Source organism: Aneurinibacillus tyrosinisolvens (assembly GCF_001015055.1).
GTDB classification, from domain to species: Bacteria; Bacillota; Bacilli; order Aneurinibacillales; family Aneurinibacillaceae; genus Aneurinibacillus_A; species Aneurinibacillus_A tyrosinisolvens.
On the sequence record NZ_BBWZ01000049.1, the window covers coordinates 1 to 21,769 of the forward strand.

Genomic DNA, 21,769 nt, shown 5'->3' on the forward strand with positions numbered 1-21,769 from the left:
TTCATCACTAGAGATGCTATGGATGAGGATAATTTATATTTGTATACAAGCAACAACCCTGTGATGTATACAGACCCTGATGGCTATATGAAAGAAAATCCTAATTTTACTGTTGTTAAGATAATTACGGCCGCTGGTCTGGTTGTTAAAATTGCTAGAGATGAAGCTCAAGCTTTGATGAAATCGGCCGGTAAAAAAATGCTATCCTACGGAAAGACAATACTCAGTAAGGGTACTAATAATAGTAAAATATTTTGGGGTTCTTGGAGTGACTATAAGAAGGTTACAGTTAACGGTCAAACATACGCCAAAGTAGGAAATAGACTATACTCTAAACATGCTGTTGACAGAATGCAACCAAGTGGAAATAGATATGGTAGTCAAATTACTCAAGCAGGTGGGGACTATGGTAGAAGTGTATCTCCTACTTATGTGGAAAATGTTATTAAAAGTACCAAGCCTGTGGTTCAACAGAATGGAAATCTTTCTTATAAATCTGGAACTTTACAAGTAATAACCAATAAACAAGGTGCTGTTGTTACTATAATTACAAGGTAGGTTTGTATATGATAGAAAAAAATAATATTTTGCTTATATGTCAGAAATTCAAAGAAAAAGAATGTGGTCTGGTTGAGTTTCAAAAAAGGATAGAAACTTCAAATTTTCCTGAGGAATTAGTTGAGTTTAAGCAGTGGATATTGAATGAATTAGAAGAAATACGATTTACTAAATTAGAGACTAACTTTTACGATTACGGACTAGAAATAGTAAATTCAATAATAAAAAAGTTAGAATGATAATCAAACCTCGAATGGCAGTGCCTTTCGAGGTTTTTCAATGGGGATGGAGTGCCGAAGCAATAGCCTGATATTCATTGAGTAGACATAAGCTTAAAAGCGCAATAGAATGTTTAATCAAATTATAAGGTGCGTACAATTTACTTTAAAACGTATGCCCTATTTATTCTTTATTTTGTTTAAGAAAATAACCATAATATCATAAGTTACCACCATTTCCATTCTTCAAAGCCATACCTTCGCTTTATCCCTGTCTTTTAAATTTTTTCACAACTTTTTACGTACATAGAACGATGACTATAGCAAGAGGCTACTCCACCTCAATTAACTCCTGAATGTCAATTTCTAACACTTTGCATACTGTTTCTAAAGTAGATAGATAAACCCTGTCCACGTTGTCTGAACAAAGATGGCTTATTGTATTTGGACGCAGCCCTGCCATACGTGCCAATTCACGCTGAGAAAGGTCACGTTCTTTAAGGATTTCCTTTAGTTTGATTGAAATAGGCATGATATTCCCCTTCCTCTGTTTATATTACTTTTACGATACACAATAAATTTGTATCGGTAAAGGGGTTGAATGTATCGCTAAAGCCGCATACAATGAATTTATATTGAATATAGCGGCTAAGCGTTACGTTAATCTGAATTTGCGTAACGGTGAGGGGGAAATGCCATGAATGTTATCGGTTATATTCGAGTTTCTACACAAGGACAAGCCAAAGATGGTTATAGTTTGGCTTATCAAGAAGTTGAAATTAAAGCATACTGTCAGGCTCAAGAATGGACACTGTTACACATCTTTTACGATGAGGGAATAAGTGGGGCAAAGGTAGATGAGGAAGCTCTACAAGTCGATAGAGAGGGCTTTCAGGCGACGTTAAGCTATTTATCTAGTTAAACAAGTGGATAGGGTTGTTACGTTGAATACAAACCGTTTATGGCGTTCTGACATCGTCAAAGTGTTAATTCATCGAGAGTTTAAGAGATTTGGAGTGGACATTTGCAGTATTGAACAACCGCAATATAGCATTTACAAGAAAGACTCTAATGACTTTTTAATCAATGGCTTAATGGAACTACTAGACCAATACCAACGGTTAGAAATAGCATTAAAGCTAGGCAGAGGTAGAAACAAGAAAGCCCAACAAGGGGGCTATGCAGGTGGAAATGTCGCATTAGGCTACAAGGTGAAAAAAGGGCAAAAAGTGCTACAAGTGGATAAGGAACAAGCCAAAACCGTTCAACGAGTATTTGAACTCAAGGAACTTTAGTCGGGGTGGTCATTAGCTACAATCGCCACCCAATTAAACAGCGAAGAACATCGAACGAAACAAGGATACTTGTTTACGAAAGTACAAGTGAAACGGATATTAGACCGTAAGGACTTCTATCAAGGTTTGTATCACTATAAGGACATAACAACGAATGGCAAACATTAAGCCATTTTATAACGTGAAGTAGAGAATGGATAGGCCTGTTCGAACTATACATATTTCGCTTTCCAACCTTACTTCTGACGAAGAATATCAATTAAATCTATTTAAGGATGACAGCAAACAGCGGGAGTTAGGAAAAGTGATGGATGAGATAAGGAATAAATTTGGAAGTAACGCCTTGCTACGGGCGCGAAGCTATACGGAAGGCGGAATTCTTTTAGAAAGGGGACGGAAAATCGGCGGTCATAAGGCATAACACTAAGAAGGTAGATGGGGTCAAACCTTATCTACCTTTTATCTTAACAGGCTTTCAAGAACCTCTAACTCATATCTTTTTGAAAACATCTCTTGTTTTATATCCTCTTACTCCCATTGCTCGTTCTCTTTTACCAATTTCCTATACAACCATACAGTCTCCCCGCTGTAGCTAAACAAAAGCTAATAAAGGGATACCGAAGATGTATTGGGATTTAGCTATCCCTTGAACTGTTGCTATATCAGGCATGATATCACTCCTATCGTTTCAAACCCAAGATACCTAGCGTACTACTCTTTAGGGCTAATGGATTCTTTACTACCTAAAGAGGAATACCTATCCGCTATAGAAACCTTTTTGGAAATTTAGTATAATTATCACAACAAACAGAACATGGGTTCTTATTTTTGGTTGCCATTTTCTCGTTTAATTCCTCTTTATACAATAAAAGGGGATGATGACTGATGTGTTCCTTGTTCATAGAAAACAATCCTTGTGTCAAAAAATTCATCTCAGAACATCCGAAATCATTTTCAAATCCTGTGTTAAAGAACTTTCTCAAAGACAGAACAAATCTCTTACTTTTTGTCCTAGCAATGAGTGTCCCAACAGAAGAAAACCAAAATAAGTTAGATTTGGCTTTCAAAAAATTTTATCAACGGATTCGGTTGATTAACTTTTTCTCCACCAGTTTGATTGATTAAATAAGAAAAAAAGGACTGTCTCAATTGGTCACCCAACCTTTTAGACAGTCCTTTTTTTACCTTAATATAAATAATTACAGAAAGAATAAAGGAGAATTATTTCAGTTTCTCATGCTTATCTATATAGAGTATTGTTTAATTAACCAAATTGTGTTAATTTTTACTGTAATACATATTTAACGGGAGAGAATTAGATGAATTATAAGGCTAAAGCAGTTTGTTCCGTTATATTTTCTTACCTAATTGGGTTCCTTTTCTTTCTTTTGGTTTATTCTTTTACGATGGACTATATAAGGATAATTTTATATGGAGGTACTATAATCTTTATCCTTCTATGTGTTCCGTTTTCTTCATCGTTAGTAAATCACATAAAAAGTACCAAAAAGAGATTTGATCGCCCTCTTATTCACGCCCTTCTCCCCTGTTTAATTTTCTGTATTTGTTCATTCTTAGTAATAGGAGCCGTACTTGGTGGCTTAATTGGAAATAACTTTATGAATTACTTTTACACATCATTGCCTGTTACTTTCTTTTTCGGGATTTCTGGAATTGCCTTTGGATTAGCATGGAGATACTGGGTAAAAAGTTAAAAAGCATAATAAAGGCCCTGTCAATAAGTATGAACATTGTGCTTATTTGTTTTTTGCAAGCGAAAAGTACAGAGAATTGCAGCGAAAAATACATAGGCTTGCAGCGCTCTTATTATGTTAAATACCATCATGCATTTTCACTGTAGAAAGGGCATTTTTTAACCGGTAGCTTTCCCCGGTAAAGGCTACTATATGTGCATGGTGGACCAAGCGGTCCACCATGCACGGTCAGTCTGTTATCCCCAAATACACGGTTCCATTGGCCAAATTCCAAGTTGGATGTTACGATGACGCTTTTGTGCTCGTAACAGTCGGCAATAATATGAAACAGTAATTCCGATCCTTGTTTTTGAAATGGGACATATCCTAGCTCATCCAAAATTAATAGATCACATTTCTCAATCTGACGTTTTAACCTCTGTAGGGTTCCTTCTTTTACTGCCTCTTCTAACTCCCCTACCGTCATATTTCCAAAGTCTACTTGTGCTTCACCCGGAGGATGCTCCAATCGCTCATATCTTGTACTTTTTTCTTTTTTAATAATAGGCCTTCTCTGCTGCACATATTCGCAGACAGTACGATAAGAACCGTTAAAGCTATGCTCATCCCTGAGCTGTTCAAACATCTTTTTACTTGTCCGTCTCTCTTTTTTCTTAAGCTTCATGTCCTCCTCAATCCAGCAATCTACAATCTCACCGTACCCTTGTTCATACATCATTCCTCTCTTGTTAAAAAGAAGGGGCTCGAGGGGTACTTCACCATCCGCATACTTCTTTATGGTTCTCCAGTTTTTTCCGGTTTTCCTTGCAATTTCGTTAATGGTTAGGTCTTCGTTATCTCGTAAATGTTTGATATAATTAACTTCAGGCATTGCTAGCATCCTTTCCAATTCCCCCAACTGTTAATGATTTCGACAATCAAACAGTAGGGGTTATTATGAGGACTGGCAAGCCTATTTTTTTATGCAGTCAAATTCTGCACAAACTCTCTGCAGAACTCTGTACTTTTATTTTGCATTAAACAAGTTATTAATTAGAGGTGGTGCAAATGGTAGAATTAAAAGCATTGACAATAATAAACGAGGAATGGGGAGAGGGTGAGGATGACTTTATTGTTTTTTTACAAATTGATATAGGTGAAATTACAATAGATGCCCCTTCGGATTTATTTACCATTAATGTAGTTAGCCCTAGGAGACTAAGTAAAATTTTAAAAGAAAGCGAAATAGAAATAGGGCATGGTTATTTCATTATGAATGACTTTAATTTTAGTATTATAGAAAGAAAGATACTAAGAATTATAGAAATAAGTCAAAATAAATCCTACGAAAAATCGATTTGTATTTTGTCAAAGTATTTTCGGAATACTAACGAATAAAACACAAAAGCAATCCCTTTATATGTAAAGAGGGGGCTGTCTTAAAAGGTCGTTGAAAAGCGACTTTTTCGAGTCAGCCTCTTTCTTTTGTTTTTGCAAGCCTCTAACGACCTTTAATTTTTTCCGAAAAATAGGAAAATCAGTTCATTTTTTCGGAAAAAAGGAGCCTGATTTATTCGACATCATTCGATTTTTTTATCCATATCATCATGAAAAACACAAAAATAGTCAGTTGTTTTGCTGTTTGTCAGAAAATGTCGCGGTTTAATCGCTGTTTTGGCACAGTAATTGCTTCAAGTAATAAATAGCAGACCAAACAATAGAAGAAAGGAAGAAAGAGATGCAGAGGAGGATAAAGTAAAACAGCAAATAAATGTAAGCGTTTCACTTCTTGAATATGGAGGTTTGATTGAATGGAAATTATCGTTATTTTACTCGCTTTGTTTTTCTTAATGTTTGTAGCATACAGAGGGTTTAGCGTCATTTTGTTTGCCCCTATCGCGGCGTATCGCTATTCGTGGTGGCGTTTGCTGTGTATCCGTTTGCAGCCGAATTGTTTAAAGCGGCAGATATTCCGAAGCGCTTAATTCCCGGTACCATTGCGCTCGGGGCGTTTACCTTCACGATGGATGCCTTTCCCGGAACGCCGCAGATTCAGAACATTATCCCAACCACGTTTTTTAAGACGGATACATGGGCTGCCCCGTGGCTCGGTTTTATTGGAGGATTGTTTGTCCTTGCTGTAGGGCTGACTTATTTAGAATCAAGAAGAAGGAAAGCGAAGGCGCGTGGCGAAGGATATGGGACAGGGCACAGCAATGAACCAGAGGGTTTGTCGGATGAAAAGCTGCCTAACGCACTTATCGCCATTCTTCCATTGATTATTGTAGGGGTTTTCAATAAAATATTTACGAACCTTATAACGGAGCGGTGATTACGCTTCTTGCCGTAACAGGCTTAACACACAGGCAATCCTACATTGACATCTTCGCTATGACTGTCATTAAAACGCTGGCTGTGTTCGTCGTTATCGCACTATACTATCTATTTGGCATCGTTTAACTTTTCGCTTGATTGCAAGCGATTGCAATATATTTTTTGTTTCGTATTATTACTGGTGAGGAGTGGTGAACGTGAGCGTATTTACATCGATTGAAGAAGCGATAAGCGGCATTAAAGATGGGGTGACTCTCATGGTCGGAGGATTCGGCCTTGTAGGAATCCCGGAAAAGCTTATACTGGGCCTGCGCGATAGCGGAGTTAAGGAACTTACGATTGTCTCCAATAACTGCGGTGTCGACGATTGGGGGCTGGGCCTTCTTTTGCAGAATAAACAAATCAAGAAAATGATTTCTTCCTACGTTGGTGAAAATAAAGAGTTCGAACGCCAGTTTTTGTCCGGCGAATTAGAAGTTGAACTCGTACCGCAGGGGACGCTGGCGGAAAGAATTCGTGCCGGCGGTGCCGGCATTCCGGCCTTTTATACGCCGGCAGGGGTTGGAACCCCACTTGCCGAGGACAGAGAGGTTCGCACGTTTGATGGGAAGGAATATCTTCTTGAGAGCGGCCTTGTTGCTGATTTCTCACTCATTAAAGCGTGGAAGGGCGATAAGCTCGGCAACCTTGTTTACAATAAAACCGCAAGAAACTTCAATCCGATGATGGCGTCCGCGGGGAAAGTAACGATCGCCGAAGTAGAAGAGCTCGTGGAAACAGGGGAATTGGATCCGGATCAAATCCACACGCCGAGCATTTACGTGCAGCGTATTATTGAATGTACGAACTACGAAAAGAGAATTGAACGCAAAACAGTTCGAGCTTAAAGGAGGGAAACGAGGATGGCATTATCAAGAGAGCAAATCGCAAAGCGGGCAGCACAGGAAGTTGAGGACGGTTTCTATGTAAATCTTGGCATCGGTATCCCTACACTCGTGGCGAATTATATTCCCGAGGATAAGCACGTTATCCTGCAATCTGAGAACGGACTGCTTGGAATCGGGCCGTATCCGGCGGAAGATGCAGTGGATCCTGAACTCATTAACGCAGGAAAAGAGACGATTACAATGCTTCCAGGATCGAGCATTTTCAGCAGTGCGGAATCGTTTGCCATGATCCGGGGCGGCCATATTGACCTTGCCATTCTGGGCGGAATGGAAGTTTCCAAAAGCGGGGATCTGGCTAACTGGATGATCCCGGGGAAAATGGTAAAGGGCATGGGCGGCGCCATGGATCTTGTCCACGGAGCGAAGCGCATTATTGTTATCATGGAGCATGTAAATAAGCACGGGGAACCGAAGATTCTTAACGAATGCACATTGCCGCTCACCGGGAAAGGCGTTGTTAACCGCATTATTACCGACCGGGCTGTCATTGACGTTACAGACAATGGTCTTGAACTTGTCGAGGTAGCGCCTGGGTTTACCGTACAGGATATTAAAGATTGCACGGAGCCTGAATTGATTATTTCTCCACAGCTTGCGAATCAGGCGTAATCTCTTAGAACAAATACAGCAAAAGGATTAACTATAGATAGGAGTACGTTTTCCATGACAGGATTAGTAGAGAATAAAGTTGTCTTTATTACCGGTGCAGCGAGTGGAATCGGTCTTGAGATTGCCCAGGATTTTGCCAGGGAAGGCGCAAAAATCGCCATCAGTGACTTGAATGGCGAAGCGGCGCAGGAAGCTGCGGCTGCTTTAACGGCGAACGGTTTTGAGGCGATTGGAATCGCCTGTAACGTAGCGGACGAAGAGCAGTTGAAATCAGCTCTGGACGAAACCGTGTCACAATACGGGCGTCTGGATGTCGTGATTAACAATGCGGGCCTGCAATACGTTTCACCTATCGAGGAATTTCCGACAGATAAATTTGAACTGCTCATTAAAGTTATGCTTGTTGCCCCGTTTATGGCCATTAAGCATGTATTCCCGCTTATGAAAAAGCAGGGATTTGGCCGGATTATTAACATGGCATCCATTAACGGGCTTGTAGGCTTCGCAGGAAAGGCAGCTTATAACAGTGCAAAGCACGGAGTGATCGGGCTTACAAAGGTAGCCGCACTTGAGGGCGCTCCTCACGGAATTACCGTGAATGCAATGTGCCCTGGCTACGTGGATACACCCCTCGTGCGTAATCAGCTTACGGATTTGGCCAAGACACGAAACGTTCCGCTCGAGAAAGTGCTGGAGGAGGTTATCTACCTCTTGTGCCGCAGCGGAAGCTGTTATCCGTAAAAGAGATTTCTGACTATGCGCTGTTTTTAGCGAGCGACAAAGCAGGCAGTGTCACCGGACAGGCGGTCGTCATTGATGGAGGCTATACAGCCCAGTAAATAAGTGAAAAGGAAAAGAGAGCAGGGACTTCACGCCTGCTCTCTTTTCCTTTTGTTCTCGTTAAAGAAAGTATATGTTGCTTTAAAGTATTAAAGGGAATTGCTATCATGGGACCGTGCGGTCCCAGAGTCAAAGAAAAACATCGCGGGCGATGACGGCTCTTTTCTTTCCCCCTGGGGAGCGTGTCGAACAAAGGGCGAACAAGACCGGCAATTGTCTCCATCATTGAGTTACCCAGATGTTTTGCCGGTCCGCCCGGCGTGAGACTAAGCGGCCGTCCAACTTCCAGAAGGGGAAAGGACGAGCGGCATGCCCGCGATGTTTTTCTTGGCGCTTAAACTCCCTCAGGCTCTTTTCCCCATATAAAGACGACAACCACGGCCAGCATCGTCATAATGAAGAAGACGGAAAAGATGGCGGCAAAGCCGACTTTAGCAGCAAGCAAAAAGCCAACTAAATAAGGAGCGATAATTCCGGCGATCCGGCCAAATCCGGTTGCCCAGCCTGTGCCGGTAGCCCGGAAAAGTGCAGGGTATTGCTCAGCGGTATAAGCGTATGTTGCTCCCCAGGCCCCCAGGTTAAAGAAGGAGAGCGCAGCGCCTGTTACCAGCAACGCAGTTGTGCTTGTGGAAAGCCCGAATAGAAGAGAAAGAATGGCTGAAAGCGCCATGAAAGTGACAAGCGTTTTTTTCTTTCCCCATTTGTCTACAAGGTAAGCGGCCGTAAAATATCCTGGAATCTGAATCAGTGTCATAAATAGAACGTATTGAAAGCTTTTAATGAGTGTAAACCCTTTCATTACCATGAGGGACGGCATCCAGAGAAACATTCCATAATAGGAGAAAACAGAAGCAAACCACAGCGTCCATAAGACAAAGGAGGTTTGCTTATAGGGGACCGACCATATTTGCTTAACTTTGTCACTTAAACTCTGCTTGTCTTCAATTGTTGAAAAGGCGGGGGTTTCCGGAACGGTGCGTCGCAGGTAGATGGCATACAGAGCGGGAAGAGCGCCAATAAATAATCCGACACGCCAACCATAAACGGGGATAACAAAGTAAGAAATAATGGCCGCGGCTAGAGAGCCGAGCGCCCAAAAGCTTTGCAGCCATACGACCCATTTCGCGCGTTCACGCTGTGGTGAGGCCTCCAGGACGTATGTGGTCACGACAGGCAGTTCTCCCCCTAATCCAAATCCGACAATAAAACGCATAATCATAAACATGGCAAGGCTCGTTACCAGGCGTTCGCCCCCGTAGCAACGCTGTATATGAGCAGAGTGGCAATAAACAGCTGTTTGCGGCCATAACGGTCCGCCAGCATTCCGGCCAGAGCAGCTCCCAGAGCCATGCCGATAAAGTTAACCGTTCCTACCAGGCCCATCTCCGTTGGTGTTAATCCCCATTGTATGCTGAGAGCCGCAAGGACAAAGGAAAGAATTCCTACATCCATGGCATCAAATAGAAGTCCTGCACCCGACAGGCCGAGGAGCCGAAACGCGTCCCGCCTTGTTTTTTCTCCTTTCATGCTGTATCACCTTTTCCTAATTATAATCCGATCTGTGATCGTATCGGTTGCTACATTGTATTCAACAGTGGCTCTGTATGATTATGCGCAGAGCAAACCGATTCAGGAACCAAACAAATAAAGACCCGTCCTTTAATTGGACGGGTCTTTAAACATATTTATTGTTTGATTGACCTGATCAAGGGGGTAAATACTTAGTGTGGTTGACCAATTACGGATATGAAATGGAGGAATGAATCGAATGGATAAGAAAATAGTTGGTGTTTTCCATACTCATGATGAAGCAGTTCGTGCCATTGAGTCATTAAAAGATCAAGGTTATCGTTCGGAAGATATCTCCGTTATTGCAAAGGATAAAGATGAAGTGCGTGACATTGAGGATGCAACGGATACAAAAATGGAAGAAGGGCTTGCTACAGGGGCAACGACAGGTGGTGTACTTGGAGGGCTGACAGGGCTGCTCGTTGGAATTGGCGCACTCGCTATTCCTGGGATTGGACCCATTGTTGCAGCGGGGCCGATTGCAGCCACTCTTGGAGGTGCCGCAATCGGAGCTGGAACGGGTGGTCTTGTGGGTGCGCTTGTAGGCATGGGAATTCCTGAGGAACACGCCAGAGAATATGAAGATTATATTAACAGAGGCGAGATTCTCGTTCTCGTTGACGCGGACGCATCACGGGAAACAGGCGTATATGATACGTTCCGTACAAATAATTCGCTTAATTCCCGTTTATATGACGGCTATACAAGCGACCCTGCTGTTGGCCGCCGTGACACAGACACACTGCTATAGCCTTTATGCAGAGCTCCCGGGAACGGGAGCTCTTTTTTTGTATATACTATATTACAAACTTTTCATCCGTTCATACAAACCGTCGTAGAAACGTGCCTCCGAACGCGTAATGTAGGCGCCCGCCCGGTACATCGCAAGCAAATCCTGAGGCGAGGTGAAACGGCTCAATACGTTTTTGCAAAGCTCATAGTGCCTTGGCTCATGGTGATCGGCGTGCGCGGTCCAGAATGTCGTATTCAAAGCTGTGCCCTCATTATAAGCAGGATGCTGCAGTCCGGCTCCGATAAGCCCCATTACTTTGCCCGCGAACAATTCTGAACCAAAACCGATAGCGGCCATTGCCTCAAGCGGCGTGGCATTTCGCAAGAAAGAAAGAAAAGACTGCACGGCCTCCTTTGACGCAGGAGCCACCGGATAGTCGGGAACGTATTTTTCATTCGTTGCAATATGGGGTGCCGCTGTAATGAGGAAGGAATGATACAGGCGCGAATGGTAGCTCTGCGGGTTGCCCCGGCCTGCTTCATCCCACAGGTTATCCACCAGCGGAACCCACCAGTCGTCTTCCGGCTCAACCGCACCGATCGCTGCTCCAAGGACACGTGGGAAGTTACGGCTGTAGTAGCTGTACTGCAGGGCAAACTCCGCTACCATTGCGGGCGTCCATTCTCCGGCGAGAAGTGTTTGCATGAATTCCCCTTGGACTATTTCCCTTTCAACAATTTCCCATATTTTCTCTTCGATTTGCTCATAGGTTTCTACTTTCATACACTTTGCACTCCTATTGTTTAATTAAAGCTTTCGGCTTTTTTATGTATATGGATATTTACAAGTAATCATTATACCAATTTAAATTGACGAAAAGTCAAGTGTTTTAACCGATTTATCTTTTAAAGGCTGCCTTTTCGTTTAACCTATGTCGATGGAAGGGTAAAAAACAGGAAAGATGTAGTAAAAAAAGTATACTGTCAAGGGGAAAAAGGGAAGAAATAATGAGGGGTAACCGAGAGATTCTCAGTCAGATACCTACGTAAAGGCTTACAACAACAATGAGAGAGAGGGCTAAACCTTGTTATTTGAAACCATTGCGAATTTTTCCATGCTGATGGCCGCATACACGCTTCCGTTCTCACTGTTATCAGGTACGCCCATCCTGTCTTCATCCCCCTTAAAGACAGGAGTCACAAGGCATTACTACAAAAATAACTTTTCTTTCAGGCTCTACGTACCGAGCAGGTACAATGGGGAATCTAGTGTGCCGCTGCTTGTTATGCTGCATGGTTGTACGCAGGATGCGGATGATTTTGCCAAAGGAACCCGCATGGACGAGCTGGCAGAAGAAAAAAATTTTATTGTGCTGTATCCGGAGATGAATCTTCTTGCCAACCACAAACGATGCTGGAACTGGTTTTATGATTATAACCAGCACCGGGGCATCGGGGAGCCGGAGATAATTAAAGGAATGGTTGACCTTGTAAAAATGCAGTATGCTATTGATGAGAGAAAAGTATATGTTGCCGGCCTGTCGGCGGGCGGCTCCATGAGTGTAATTATGGGAGCTGTGTATCCGGACGTTTTCCGGGGGATCGGGGTTGTCGCCGGCATGGGGTATTGTGCGGCGGATAACGCTCCGGACGGCCTGGATGCTATGGAAAATGGGAACGCCGCTGTCCCTGAGCGGGCCGAACGTGTATATAACGAAATGGGAATGTACAGGCAAACAGTACCCATTATCGTCATTCATGGCTTGCAGGATAAAATTGTAAACCCGGTGAATGCGGACCAGCTTGCCGAACAGTGGGTTCATGTAAATAAAATGGTTGTCGGCCGTAACGAAAAAGACAGGAGTAAGGAAAAGAGCAGCAAAGGGAAGATGAACGGCAGAGAATATACGAGAACGATGTACTTTGTTGAAAACAACGAACCCATTGTTGAGAAATGGCTCATAAAAGGACTGGGACATAGATGGTCTGGCGGGAGCAATAGAGGATCCTATGCCGACCCGAAAGGTCCGGACGCTTCCGAATTAATCTGGGATTTTTTTGAAAAAAGGAAATCGTTTCATTGAAAGAAACATAAGGTAACAGTATAGTAAAGCTGTACCTCGGAAAAAAAACTATTTATTTTACAGTTGAAGGGACATAAAATGAAAGTTAGGGACATTTAATGTCCCTTCGCTGTTGTTACATACATTTTAAAAATAAAAAAGGAATACATACTAAAACAAGTGACAAAACCGACCGTTGGATAAGGCAGGAGGGAACGTTGTGTATCTATGTTTCGATGTTGGCGGCACAAGCGTTAAGGCGGGGATTATTGATGAGAGCGGAACCATTATTATAAAAAGAAAAATCCCAACCGTGACGGGCGATGTTCAGGCAATGGTGAGCCGGCTGCAGGAAGGGAGCAGCACACTATGCGAGGAGGCACAGATTTCTAAATCTGCTATCAAGGCAGTAGGAGTTGGAATTCCGGGTTTTGTTCAGGAAGAAACCGGCCTTATAACCAAAGCGGTGAATCTAGGCTGGGAAAACGTGCCGATCGCCGACCTGCTTTCCGTCTCTCTCGGGCACCCCGTATGTGTAATCAATGATGCGAATGCGGCAGCGCTCGGAGAAATGTGGAGGGGAGCGGGCAGAGGCCAAAAAAATCTACTCTGTCTCACAATCGGCACCGGGATTGGAGCGGGCGTGATTATAAATGAAAGAATTCACAACGGGATACATGGGCTTGCCGGCGAAATTGGCCATTTTCGTGTAAGGCCGGAAGAGGGACGGCTGTGCAATTGCGGGAGGATCGGCTGCCTAGAGACGGAATCGTCAGCATCCGCTATTGCTTTCTATGGAGAGGAAGCAGTGAAACAGGGAAAGGCCCCACTGCTGGCGGAAGCATTAAAAAGAGATGGCGAGGTGACAAGCCGCAGCGTTGCGGAGGCGGCCGTACAGGGTGAGGAAGCCGCACTCGAAATTTATAATCGCAGCGCTTATTATCTTGGCTTTGCCCTGTCCAACATTTTTTCCGTGCTGGCTCCTGAGAAAATGATTATCGGAGGCGGCGCAGCAGAGGCAGGAAACTTGCTGTTTACACCTCTAATTGAATCATTTAACCGGTTTATTTTCACCGATGTAAAGGGAGAGGACCTTATTGTACCTGCCCTGCTTGGCAATGATGCAGGAATTGTCGGTCTGGCCTACCTGGCCCATACGGTTGCATAGCCTTTTTAGAATAAAGTAAAGGAAGGATGAAAAGAATGAAAAAAATAGCCGTAATGACAAGCGGGGGAGACGCACCGGGAATGAATGCGGCGATACGTGCCGTCGTCCGCCGCGGAATTTCGCTCGGTATGGAAGTGTTCGGAATTTATCAAGGATACGCGGGTCTTATTGAAGGGAAAATTAAAAGAATGGACGCCGGCAGTGTAGGAGATATCATTCAGCGCGGCGGAACGATGCTCCAAACGAGCCGCTGCGAAGAGTTTCGTACCGACGAGGGGCAGTGGAAAGCGATTAAGCAGCTTCAGCAGCATGAAATCGAAGGGCTCGTTGTCATTGGAGGAGACGGGTCGTTCCGGGGCGCACAGCAGCTGGCCAAAAAAGGGTTCCCGACGATCGGAATTCCCGGAACCATTGACAACGACATTCCCGGAACAGAAGTTACCATCGGGTTTGACACAGCCGTAAATACAGTCATCGAGGCGATCGACAAAATCAGAGACACAGCAACTTCCCATGAGCGGACCTATGTTGTTGAGGTGATGGGAAGGCACCGCGGGGATATTGCATTGTGGGCGGGTCTGGCCGGCGGTGCGGAGTCGATTCTCATTCCCGAGGTTGACTATGAATTAGAGGATGTAATGAAGCGATTGGCTGATGGCCATAAGCGCGGCAAGAAGCACAGTATCATTATTGTATCCGAAGGGGTTTGCCCGGCTTCTTCTATCGGGGAAGCGATTAAGAACACAACCGGATTCGACACCCGTGTGACCGTGCTCGGCCACGTACAGCGGGGCGGCTCTCCGTCTGCATCGGATAGAATGCTTGGCAGCCGGCTCGGCGCGGCGGCGGTAGATATGCTGGGGGAAGGGGAAGCCGGCAAGATGGTCGGCATGCAGAACAACCGGGTTGTTGCGATTGAGTTCGATGAGGTGTTTAATGGTACGCTCCCCGTTGATTTATACGTTTATGAGCTGAGCAAAAGCTTGTCGATCTAGATCACGAATGAGGTATAGGGAGGTTTGTATGAAGAAGGAAATTACGCTTGATTACAAATCACCTGTGGAGGGGTAGCATGTCTCTTTCCGCAGATATAATGGGAGAAATCGCAGGAGAAATCCGGAAGATGGTGGAAGTGCCCGTTGCTTTTACCTCTCTCCCTCTGTCCCACAGTGAAAAAACCCGGGAACAGCGGGGAGAGATTTTTGTTGTTCCGCTAAGCGTGGTACCTCATGCTATCGTTATCGAAGGGATGCTGTCCGAGCGGGAAAAAAAGCTGGCTGCTGCCTGGATCGGACAGATGGCCGCACAGTGGAAGGAAGAGCGGAGTGAGGAAGCGCGCTGGTTAGAGAAAGCGCTGGATCAGTGGAAGAGGAAGCAGGAACTGTCTTCCTCTTCCGTTGTTAAATTCCGGCTATTCAGTGAAATGGAGATTTACCTTCCTTTTGTTGTGGGGATGGCTCCCATAACAGCTGCACAGCAGGAGTGGATTACGCAGTACTTTGAACAGCCTGTCTCTTTCTTTGCCCTCCCTCCTGCTTCAAACGGCACGATGTTTACCGGATTGCTCGTTCCTTTCTCTACGAATGGGGAGCTTGAAGAAGCGGAATTGAAAAACACGGTGGAAGAATGGGGCCGCGGCCTGCAAATCCTCTGGGAAGAAGAACTCGGCAAACAGGTTGTCGTCGGCGTGTTCCATCCGGTCACGTCGATTGAGAGCTGGGTTCAATCGTTTGGCGAAATGATTGCGGAGTATGAGCAGTACACTGCATTTTACGGTACAAGGCAGGGGGATTTCCTGCCGCTGCTTGCACCGTGGAGCTATCCATTGGAAAAGATGCTGATAACTTTAAGCGTGAGGGAGCGTGAGGCTTTTATTCGTGCCTATCTCCCGGAGCCGGAGACCGCACGCCGGCTGCTGGAGGAAAAAGAATGGAACCGAACGATTGCTGCTTTTCTGGAACAAAATCTGAATCTTAGTGAAACGGCGAGAACGCTGCACATTCACCGTAACACGCTGCAGTATCGGCTGGAGAAAATAAAAATGGTAACAGGACTCGACGCGAAGCGGTTTGAGGAAGCGGTCCTTCTGCGCATTCTTCTTTCGTTGCTTACGACTCATTCACCTATTCAACATGACCAACAAACGTAGCCTGAATTTTGTGAAGGGTGCTCAATAGCCTTCCTTCTCTTTCCCCCTTACAATAAATAGTAAGAAGAATGAACTAAAGGGAGGATAAAAGATGGCCAGTGTAAGCCTGCAGCACATATATAAGAAGTACGGCGATGTAGCAGCGGTGGATGACGTAAATCTTGAAATAAAGGACAAAGAATTTCTTGTCCTTGTCGGCCCTTCCGGCTGCGGGAAATCAACAACCCTGCGCATGATTGCCGGATTGGAAGAGATTTCGGAGGGCGATTTATACATAGGCGATCACAGAGTGAACGATGTAGCGCCAAAAGATCGGGACATTGCGATGGTATTTCAAAGCTATGCCCTGTATCCGCATATGAACGTGTACGATAACATGGCATTCGGATTAAAGCTGCGCAAGTTCAGCAAGAGTGAGATTGATAAGCGGGTGCGGGAGGTCGCGCGGATTTTAGATTTAGAGCCGCTGCTGACCCGCAAGCCCAAAGCATTATCCGGAGGGCAGCGCCAGCGGGTAGCATTGGGGCGTGCCATCGTCCGTGAACCGCAGGTCTTCCTGATGGATGAACCGCTATCGAACTTAGACGCCAAGCTGCGTGTCCAAATGCGTACCGAGATAAGCAAATTGCAGAAGCGGCTGGAAACAACAACGATTTACGTCACACATGATCAGACGGAAGCAATGACAATGGGCGACCGGATTGTCGTAATGAAAGGGGGCCTCATCCAGCAGGTGGCAACCCCGTCAGAAATTTATGACCATCCGAAAAATATGTTTGTCGCAGGTTTTATCGGTTCGCCTGCCATGAATTTTATAGACGGGGCAATCAAACAAAAAGGGGATGAACTCGTCTTCGCCGCTGCGAATGTGGAGTGGACGATCCCGGAAAACCGGGCAAAGAAAGTCCGGGAGCTTGGGTTTACGGGAAAAGAAATCGTACTTGGAATCAGGCCGGAGAACATTCATAACAAAGCGGAATTTATTGAATCGTCGCCTCACAGCGCCTTTAATGCGGAGGTTGAGGTTGCGGAGAATATGGGCGCTGAAATGTATTTATACTTTACCGGTATAGGGGGAGGAATGCTGACGGCACGCGTCGGCGCAAACGCTGCTTTGAAAGCCGGCAGCAAAGTTAAAATGGCGGTCGACATGGATAAAATCCATCTATTTGATAAACAAACGGAACTTTCTCTATTATAAAAGCTTATCTCTCTTCAGTAGCCCTGTTTTGCTCAGGGCTACTTTTTATTTCTATCCGCTCATACATATGGTATAGAATATCGTACGAGGAGGGGACGGATATGGACAGCAGCTTTGCGATTCATCCGGAGGGGAAGAAACAGCTTCGGCAGCAAAAGTATTGGGATATCGGAAGCTTGCAGGCATGGAAGGATGAGGGCAGCTTCTATCGGGTGATTTGCGAAAGAGGGCACGTCGACATCGTTTTTTTTCGGGAGGATATCGTTAGAATCATTATGAATCCACGCCAAATTCCGTCACACGGGAGCAGTCCTGCCGTCGTCCTGCAGCCTGGCAGCGTGCCTGTCCGATCAGAAGAGAATGAGCAAGCCGTCGTCCTCACAGGTACGTCCATCATGTTAAAGCTGTTCAAAAATCCGCTGCGCCTTCTTGTTCTCGATAAGCGGGGAAATATCCTTATGGGTGAAACCGGCAGGGGAATGGCCTGGAGTGAAAAAGGGGACGTCATTTGCTACAAGGATATGGAAGACGACGACTGTTTTTATGGGTTGGGGGAGAAGACGGGATTTCTTAATAAACGAGGAGAAAAATACACCATGTGGAACTCCGATGTGTATGCGCCCCATAATCCGGAAACAGACGCAATGTACCAGTCGATTCCTTATTTTATGACAATGAGAAACGGAAAGGCACATGGCCTCTTTTTTGATAATACATATAAAACGATCTTTGATATGAAGACAGAACAAAACGCCTATTCCTTCCGTGCCGAGGGCGGCCAGCTGGATTATTACATTTTCGCCGGGCCTGCTCCGAAAAACGTTGTCGAACAGTTCACTGCGCTAACCGGGCGGATGCCTCTCCCGCCGAAATGGGCGCTTGGCTATCACCAGTCCCGCTACAGCTACGAAACCGCAGAGGAGGTTCTTGAAATAGCCCGGGGCTTTAGAGAAAGGGAAATCCCGTGCGATGCGATCCACCTCGATATCCACCATATGGACGGGTACCGGGTGTTTTCATTTGACAGGGAAGCCTTCCCCGATCCGGCATCGCTGATGAAGCAGCTGAAGGAGTACGACATTCGGGTAGTGCCCATTGTTGACCCGGGGGTAAAAGAGGACCCGGAATATGCTCTGTACCGGGAAGGAATACAGGGCAATCGGTTTTGCCGGTATATAGAAGGCGGCGTGTTTTACGGCGATGTGTGGCCTGGAAACAGCGCTTTTCCGGATTTCTCACAGGAGCAAGTCCGCACATGGTGGGGAGAGCAGTATCGTTTTTACACAGATCTCGGCATTGAGGGGATTTGGAACGATATGAATGAACCGGCGGTTTTCAACGAAACAAAAACGATGGATCTTAAGGTCATGCACGATAACGACGGGGAACCAAAAACGCATCGGGAGCTGCACAACCTATACGGCATGCTGATGGAGGCGGCTACATACGAGGGGATGAAAAACCTGCTTTATGGCCGGCGGCCCTTTGTATTAACGCGTGCCGGGTTCGCCGGGATTCAGCGCTATGCCGCCGTTTGGACAGGAGACAACCGGAGCTTCTGGGAGCATCTTGTGATGAGTATCCCGATGTGCATGAACCTGGGCCTTTCCGGCGCTGCGTTTTGCGGCCCCGATATCGGCGGGTTTGACCATGATGCAAACGGTGAATTGCTGGCGCGCTGGACGCAGGCAGGCGCTTTTACCCCTTTCTTCCGCAACCACAGTGCAATGAATACAGTCCGCCAGGAACCATGGTCATTCGGTGCACAGTGGGAAGCGGTTATCAAGAAGTATATCGAGCTCCGATACCGCTGGCTGCCGCACCTGTACACACTGTTTGCACAGGCGAGCCAGACTGGGGTTCCGGTTATGCGGCCGCTTCTCATGGAGTATCCGGAAGATGCGAATACGTACAGCATTTCGGATCAGTTCTTAATTGGAGAGAATGTCCTCGTTGCTCCGGTTGTGACGCCCTCCACGAAACACCGGGCTGTTTATTTACCGAAAGGAACATGGTATGACTACTGGACTGACCGTAAGCACGACGGCGGCCGGCACCTTCTCGTTGCAGCGGATTTCCATACCCTTCCGATGTTTATCAAGGAGGGTGCCATCCTGGCCGAAGGGCCTGTTAAACAATCGGCAGAAATAGCCGGTAAAACGATTCGATTTCATATGTACCCGGGAAATCGGGAGGCTTCTTCCTTTCTTTACTATGACGACGATGGCAGGACGTTTGCTTATGAAAAAGGCGAATTTTTGCAGAAAAGAATAAGCTGCAGACATGAGGCAGATGTGTTTTCTATCGAAATAGAAAACGTTGTTGAACGCTATTCCCCTTCGTGGGAAACAATAGAAATAATGATTCACGGGGCGGATGCGGGTGCAAGGGTTGCAGTAAACGGCCGGCAGGTCCCTGATTCAGACATAACACATAGGAAAGAAGCCGGGACGTTATCATTTACGCTTCTATAGAAAGAGGAAGCAGAGAAAAGTATAATGTTCATGGATACTAACAATTGCAGCAAAGCCATCTGAGTGGCAACGCCGTTGAGTAAGGAGAGAGAATGATGGACTGGGAGAAAGAATATAAGCGGTGGATAGCTCATCCCACGCTGGACGAAGAGATAAAGAATGCGCTGGACAAATTGAAAGAGGACCCGAAGACGCTGGAGGATTGCTTCTACCGCAACCTTGAGTTCGGGACGGGAGGGCTGCGAGGCGAGATTGGACCGGGAACGAACCGAATGAACCGGTATACGGTTAGAAAAGCGTCCGAAGGGCTGGCCCGTTTTATTGAAGACCAGGGAGAGGAAGCGAAGCAGCGGGGTGTCGTTATCGCCTATGATGTCCGCCACAAATCTCCTGAATTTGCGCTTGAAGCCGCCCTTACACTCGGAAGACACGGGATTCAGGTGTATTTATTTGAAGAAGTGGCGCCGACCCCTGAGCTTTCATTTGCCGTCCGCTATTTATACGCGTATGCCGGAATTGTCATTACAGCCAGCCATAACCCCCCGGAATACAATGGCTATAAAGTATATGGCCCGGATGGCGGCCAGCTGCCTCCTGCCATGGCGGACCAAGTCATTGCCAGAGTGAATGAAGTGGAAAATGAACTTCTGCTTGGAATAGCGAATGAGCAGGAGATGAAGCAATCAGGGCTCCTGCAAATGATTGGAGAAAAAATCGATGATGCCTACATCCGGCAGATCAAGACGGTAAATGCAAACCCGGATTTAATTCAGAAGATGGGCGACCGCGTTACTATCGTGTTTACTCCTCTGCACGGGACAGCAAATAAACTGGTGCGGCGGGGGCTTAAAGAAATCGGGTTTAAAAACGTAACCGTCATTGCCGAGCAGGAGAAGCCGGACCCTGACTTCTCTACTGTGAAGTCCCCGAACCCTGAAGAGCACGAAGCATTTGAAATTGCGATTCGCTATGGACAGGATCAGAACGCCGACGTGCTGCTCGGAACGGACCCTGACGCCGACCGGGTCGGCGTTGTCGTAAAGAATGAAGAGGGAGAATACACTGTGCTGACCGGAAACCAAACCGGTGCCCTTCTCCTCCACTATTTGTTAGTGCAGCGGAAAGAAAAGGGAACGCTCCCGGGCAACGGCGCCGTGTTAAAAACGATTGTCACATCAGAGATAGGCCGGGCCATTGCTTCTGAGTTCGGCATTGAAACAATGGATACACTAACCGGGTTCAAGTTTATCGGTGAAAAAATCAAGCAGTTTCAGGAAACGGGAAGCCATACGTTCCTTTTTGGCTATGAAGAAAGCTACGGCTATCTAATCGGAGACTTCGTCAGGGATAAAGATGCGGTTCAAGTATGTATGCTGGCAGCCGAAGTGGCGGCTTATTATAAATCGAAAGGGCTCACCATGTACCAGGGGCTGCTGGAGCTGTACAAAAAGCATGGCTACTATCAGGAAGGCTTGCTTTCCCTTACGCGTAAAGGCAAAGAAGGGGCAGAGCAAATTGGCAGCATCCTGTCGGCATTCCGCCAAAATCCGCCGCAAATGATGGCGGGCGAGCGTATCGCTGTGAGCGAGGATTACAGCGAGAGCATCCGGACGTATGTTTTGGAACAAAGGAATGAAACGATTCCGCTTCCTTCCTCAAATGTACTTAAATTCATCCTGGAGGACGGTTCCTGGTTTTGTTTGCGGCCTTCAGGGACGGAACCAAAAATAAAGTTTTATTTCGGGGTAAAAGGAGCAAGCCTGCAGGAAAGCACGGATATGCTCTCCCGTCTCCAGTCGGAAGTAATGGATAGAGTGAACCAACTGCTCGCATAAGTTAGATTCCAGCCGGCATGAGTAAATTGTCTGTAAATGCGGTATGTTATATCATATGACAGGTAATTTTCTCATGCCGGCTT

General features: G+C 45.8%; 18 protein-coding genes and 6 pseudogenes. 19 read left to right on the forward strand and 5 right to left on the reverse strand.

Annotation, left to right across the window (positions count from 1 at the left end; translation table 11 throughout):
* The coding region (locus MBEAL2_RS32530; RefSeq protein WP_236693012.1) for an RHS repeat-associated core domain-containing protein at positions 1 to 558 on the forward strand (558 nt) is incomplete at its 5' end.
* A gap of 8 nt (positions 559 to 566) precedes the next feature.
* Positions 567 to 797 carry a hypothetical protein gene (locus MBEAL2_RS24785; RefSeq protein WP_047154914.1) on the forward strand — a complete coding sequence of 77 codons (231 nt, stop codon included), beginning with the start codon at positions 567 to 569 and terminating at the stop codon, positions 795 to 797.
* Positions 798 to 1,107: 310 nt separating this feature from the next.
* On the opposite strand, the gene MBEAL2_RS24790 is transcribed toward MBEAL2_RS24785, so the two are convergent.
* On the reverse strand, positions 1,108 to 1,308 hold the full coding sequence (locus tag MBEAL2_RS24790) for a helix-turn-helix domain-containing protein (protein ID WP_047154915.1): 201 nt from the start codon (positions 1,306 to 1,308) through the stop codon (positions 1,108 to 1,110).
* A gap of 165 nt (positions 1,309 to 1,473) precedes the next feature.
* Between MBEAL2_RS24790 and MBEAL2_RS24795 the strand changes: the two are divergent.
* Positions 1,474 to 2,239, forward strand: a pseudogene (locus tag MBEAL2_RS24795) (recombinase family protein).
* 25 nt (positions 2,240 to 2,264) lie between these two features.
* Entirely contained in the window at positions 2,265 to 2,492 is a 228-nt protein-coding gene (locus tag MBEAL2_RS24800) for a hypothetical protein (RefSeq protein WP_047154916.1), read from the forward strand.
* A gap of 1,411 nt (positions 2,493 to 3,903) precedes the next feature.
* On the opposite strand, the pseudogene MBEAL2_RS32535 reads toward MBEAL2_RS24800, so the two are convergent.
* A pseudogene (locus MBEAL2_RS32535) lies at positions 3,904 to 4,246 on the reverse strand (ATP-binding protein); the annotation flags it as partial.
* 102 nt (positions 4,247 to 4,348) lie between these two features.
* Positions 4,349 to 4,666, reverse strand: a pseudogene (locus MBEAL2_RS34475) (IS21 family transposase); the annotation flags it as partial.
* A 167-nt stretch (positions 4,667 to 4,833) separates the two neighbouring features.
* On the opposite strand from MBEAL2_RS34475, the gene MBEAL2_RS24820 reads away from it, so the two are divergent.
* The 7 genes and pseudogenes from MBEAL2_RS24820 to MBEAL2_RS32035 all read left to right on the forward strand — a co-directional run bounded on the left by MBEAL2_RS24820 (position 4,834) and on the right by MBEAL2_RS32035 (position 8,833).
* Positions 4,834 to 5,163, forward strand: coding sequence for an Imm8 family immunity protein (locus tag MBEAL2_RS24820; protein ID WP_047154920.1), 330 nt, complete (start codon positions 4,834 to 4,836; stop codon positions 5,161 to 5,163).
* Positions 5,164 to 5,650: 487 nt separating this feature from the next.
* Positions 5,651 to 5,968, forward strand: a pseudogene (locus MBEAL2_RS34425) (GntP family permease); the annotation flags it as partial.
* Between the two features lie 125 nt (positions 5,969 to 6,093).
* Entirely contained in the window at positions 6,094 to 6,225 is a 132-nt protein-coding gene (locus MBEAL2_RS34430; RefSeq protein ID WP_439644906.1) for a hypothetical protein, read from the forward strand.
* A gap of 71 nt (positions 6,226 to 6,296) precedes the next feature.
* Positions 6,297 to 6,986, forward strand: a complete 690-nt coding sequence (locus MBEAL2_RS24835; protein WP_047154922.1) for a CoA transferase subunit A — start codon at positions 6,297 to 6,299, stop codon at positions 6,984 to 6,986.
* Positions 6,987 to 7,001: 15 nt separating this feature from the next.
* Entirely contained in the window at positions 7,002 to 7,655 is a 654-nt protein-coding gene (locus MBEAL2_RS24840) for a CoA transferase subunit B (RefSeq protein WP_047154923.1), read from the forward strand.
* A gap of 54 nt (positions 7,656 to 7,709) precedes the next feature.
* Positions 7,710 to 8,494 (forward strand): annotated as a pseudogene (locus MBEAL2_RS24845) (3-hydroxybutyrate dehydrogenase).
* A 183-nt stretch (positions 8,495 to 8,677) separates the two neighbouring features.
* Positions 8,678 to 8,833, forward strand: coding sequence for a hypothetical protein (locus MBEAL2_RS32035; protein WP_161798290.1), 156 nt, complete (start codon positions 8,678 to 8,680; stop codon positions 8,831 to 8,833).
* Here MBEAL2_RS32035 and MBEAL2_RS24850 read toward each other — a convergent pair.
* Positions 8,830 to 10,022 (reverse strand): annotated as a pseudogene (locus MBEAL2_RS24850) (MFS transporter). The gene MBEAL2_RS32035 and the pseudogene MBEAL2_RS24850 sit on opposite strands and share 4 nt — an antisense overlap.
* A 241-nt stretch (positions 10,023 to 10,263) precedes the next feature.
* Between MBEAL2_RS24850 and MBEAL2_RS24855 the strand changes: the two are divergent.
* Complete coding sequence (locus MBEAL2_RS24855) at positions 10,264 to 10,815, forward strand: general stress protein (RefSeq protein WP_047154924.1); 552 nt, start codon at positions 10,264 to 10,266, stop codon at positions 10,813 to 10,815.
* Positions 10,816 to 10,866: 51 nt separating this feature from the next.
* Here the strand turns inward: MBEAL2_RS24855 and MBEAL2_RS24860 are convergent, their stop codons facing one another.
* Entirely contained in the window at positions 10,867 to 11,580 is a 714-nt protein-coding gene (locus tag MBEAL2_RS24860; RefSeq protein WP_047154925.1) for an iron-containing redox enzyme family protein, read from the reverse strand.
* 301 nt (positions 11,581 to 11,881) lie between these two features.
* Between MBEAL2_RS24860 and MBEAL2_RS24865 the strand changes: the two genes are divergently transcribed.
* The 7 genes from MBEAL2_RS24865 to MBEAL2_RS24895 all read left to right on the forward strand — a co-directional run bounded on the left by MBEAL2_RS24865 (position 11,882) and on the right by MBEAL2_RS24895 (position 21,686).
* Positions 11,882 to 12,880: an extracellular catalytic domain type 1 short-chain-length polyhydroxyalkanoate depolymerase gene (locus MBEAL2_RS24865; RefSeq protein ID WP_152667918.1), complete on the forward strand. Its 999-nt coding sequence runs from the start codon at positions 11,882 to 11,884 to the stop codon at positions 12,878 to 12,880.
* Positions 12,881 to 13,079: 199 nt separating this feature from the next.
* A complete protein-coding gene (locus MBEAL2_RS24870) occupies positions 13,080 to 14,027 on the forward strand; it encodes an ROK family glucokinase (RefSeq protein WP_047154926.1) in 948 nt (315 codons plus the stop codon).
* Between the two features lie 35 nt (positions 14,028 to 14,062).
* Positions 14,063 to 15,022, forward strand: coding sequence for a 6-phosphofructokinase (gene pfkA / locus MBEAL2_RS24875; RefSeq protein ID WP_047154927.1), 960 nt, complete (start codon positions 14,063 to 14,065; stop codon positions 15,020 to 15,022).
* 77 nt (positions 15,023 to 15,099) lie between these two features.
* Positions 15,100 to 16,176 carry a PucR family transcriptional regulator gene (locus tag MBEAL2_RS24880; RefSeq protein ID WP_047154928.1) on the forward strand — a complete coding sequence of 359 codons (1,077 nt, stop codon included), beginning with the start codon at positions 15,100 to 15,102 and terminating at the stop codon, positions 16,174 to 16,176.
* Positions 16,177 to 16,267: 91 nt separating this feature from the next.
* Positions 16,268 to 17,377: an ABC transporter ATP-binding protein gene (locus MBEAL2_RS24885; RefSeq protein WP_047154929.1), complete on the forward strand. Its 1,110-nt coding sequence runs from the start codon at positions 16,268 to 16,270 to the stop codon at positions 17,375 to 17,377.
* 101 nt (positions 17,378 to 17,478) lie between these two features.
* Positions 17,479 to 19,851: a glycoside hydrolase family 31 protein gene (locus MBEAL2_RS24890; RefSeq protein WP_047154930.1), complete on the forward strand. Its 2,373-nt coding sequence runs from the start codon at positions 17,479 to 17,481 to the stop codon at positions 19,849 to 19,851.
* A 95-nt stretch (positions 19,852 to 19,946) separates the two neighbouring features.
* The gene (locus tag MBEAL2_RS24895; RefSeq protein WP_047154931.1) at positions 19,947 to 21,686 is read left to right on the forward strand and encodes a phospho-sugar mutase; all 1,740 of its coding nucleotides are present in this window, start codon (positions 19,947 to 19,949) and stop codon (positions 21,684 to 21,686) included.
* The last annotated feature ends 83 nt before the right edge of the window (positions 21,687 to 21,769 follow it).

Excerpts from the sequence above, each read along its gene's own strand:
- MBEAL2_RS24855 (WP_047154924.1), top strand. The coding sequence starts at position 10,264 with ATGGATAAGAAAATAGTTGGTGTTTTCCATACTCATGATGAAGCAGTT.
- MBEAL2_RS24885 (WP_047154929.1), top strand. The coding sequence starts at position 16,268 with ATGGCCAGTGTAAGCCTGCAGCACATATATAAGAAGTACGGCGATGTA.
- MBEAL2_RS24880 (WP_047154928.1), top strand. The coding sequence starts at position 15,100 with ATGTCTCTTTCCGCAGATATAATGGGAGAAATCGCAGGAGAAATCCGG.
- MBEAL2_RS24790 (WP_047154915.1), bottom strand. The coding sequence starts at position 1,308 with ATGCCTATTTCAATCAAACTAAAGGAAATCCTTAAAGAACGTGACCTT.
- MBEAL2_RS24840 (WP_047154923.1), top strand. The coding sequence starts at position 7,002 with ATGGCATTATCAAGAGAGCAAATCGCAAAGCGGGCAGCACAGGAAGTT.
- MBEAL2_RS24860 (WP_047154925.1), bottom strand. The coding sequence starts at position 11,580 with ATGAAAGTAGAAACCTATGAGCAAATCGAAGAGAAAATATGGGAAATT.
- pfkA (WP_047154927.1), top strand. The coding sequence starts at position 14,063 with ATGAAAAAAATAGCCGTAATGACAAGCGGGGGAGACGCACCGGGAATG.
- MBEAL2_RS24785 (WP_047154914.1), top strand. The coding sequence starts at position 567 with ATGATAGAAAAAAATAATATTTTGCTTATATGTCAGAAATTCAAAGAA.
- MBEAL2_RS24895 (WP_047154931.1), top strand. The coding sequence starts at position 19,947 with ATGGACTGGGAGAAAGAATATAAGCGGTGGATAGCTCATCCCACGCTG.
- MBEAL2_RS24890 (WP_047154930.1), top strand. The coding sequence starts at position 17,479 with ATGGACAGCAGCTTTGCGATTCATCCGGAGGGGAAGAAACAGCTTCGG.
- MBEAL2_RS24800 (WP_047154916.1), top strand. The coding sequence starts at position 2,265 with ATGGATAGGCCTGTTCGAACTATACATATTTCGCTTTCCAACCTTACT.
- MBEAL2_RS24820 (WP_047154920.1), top strand. The coding sequence starts at position 4,834 with ATGGTAGAATTAAAAGCATTGACAATAATAAACGAGGAATGGGGAGAG.